This window comes from Moraxella bovis, from assembly GCF_002014975.1.
GTDB classification, from domain to species: Bacteria; Pseudomonadota; Gammaproteobacteria; order Pseudomonadales; family Moraxellaceae; genus Moraxella; species Moraxella bovis.
In genome coordinates this window covers 1-925 of the sequence record NZ_MUXV01000081.1, presented here as the reverse complement: position 1 = coordinate 925, position 925 = coordinate 1, and the positions used below count along the sequence as shown (strand labels likewise).

The 925-nt window shown below is 40.0% G+C and carries 1 protein-coding gene; it reads left to right on the top strand.

Features of this window, described 5'->3' with window-relative positions:
• Positions 1-3 precede the first annotated feature (3 nt).
• Positions 4-915 (top strand): IS982 family transposase, encoded by a 912-nt coding sequence (locus tag B0182_RS13200; protein WP_078275357.1) that lies wholly within the window; start codon positions 4-6, stop codon positions 913-915.
• Positions 916-925 lie beyond the last annotated feature (10 nt).

The following is a 925-nucleotide window of genomic DNA, read 5'->3' as shown; positions in this document are numbered from 1 at the left end:
GCTATGTCGTATGATGATTTTATCATTGTTGTCTATCTTTTGGTAGAGGCTTTGTATCAAAATATTGTAACCAAACCTCTAAGAAGCAAAGGCTTTTTGCCTGCCTTGTCTGACACAGAAATCATCACCATGGAGCTTGTGGGTGAAAGTTTAGGTTTTGACACTGACAAGGAGATTTGGGCTTACTTTAAAAACTGCTATCAACACTATTTCCCCAAATTAGGCTCATACCCAAACTTTGCCAAACACTGTGCCAACTTGGTTTGGGTTAAAGACAAAATGATGAAGGTACTTGGCTCTTTGTGTATTCTTGACAATCAAGACAGCCGTCCCACTAAGCCTTATTTGATTGACAGCTTTCCTTTGCCTGTCTGTGTCTATCAAAGAGCAAAAAGACACAAATCTTTTAAGGGGGTTGGGAGCTTTGGTTATTGTGCCAGTAAGAGCGAACACTACTTTGGGTTTAAAGCCCATTTACTCACAAACCAAGACGGTCAAGTGATTGCTTACACATTAACACCTGCCAATACAGATGACAGACAGGTAGTGTTTGAGTTGACACAGTCCTTGCAAGGAGGGCAAGCCAGTTTGGTCTTTGGGGATAAGGGTTATTTATCCAAAGCATTACAAGAGGAACTTGCTAAGTTGGGGGTTGATCTACAAACACCTCTTAGGGATAATATGAAAGAGGATAGAGGTCAAGGTTTTGTGTCTTATCTTAAACGAACAAGAAAAACCATTGAAACCGTCATCTCTCAATTATCACAAAGATTTAATGTTCAAACCACCAAGGCAAGAGACTTGTGGCATCTGTCCAACCGTTTTATTAGAAAACTCTTAGCTCACAGTCTTTGTGTACAAATCAACAAACAACTTGGCAATCCACCCTTAAGGTTTGAGATGATTTTAAGTTGAGAGTGGGGTA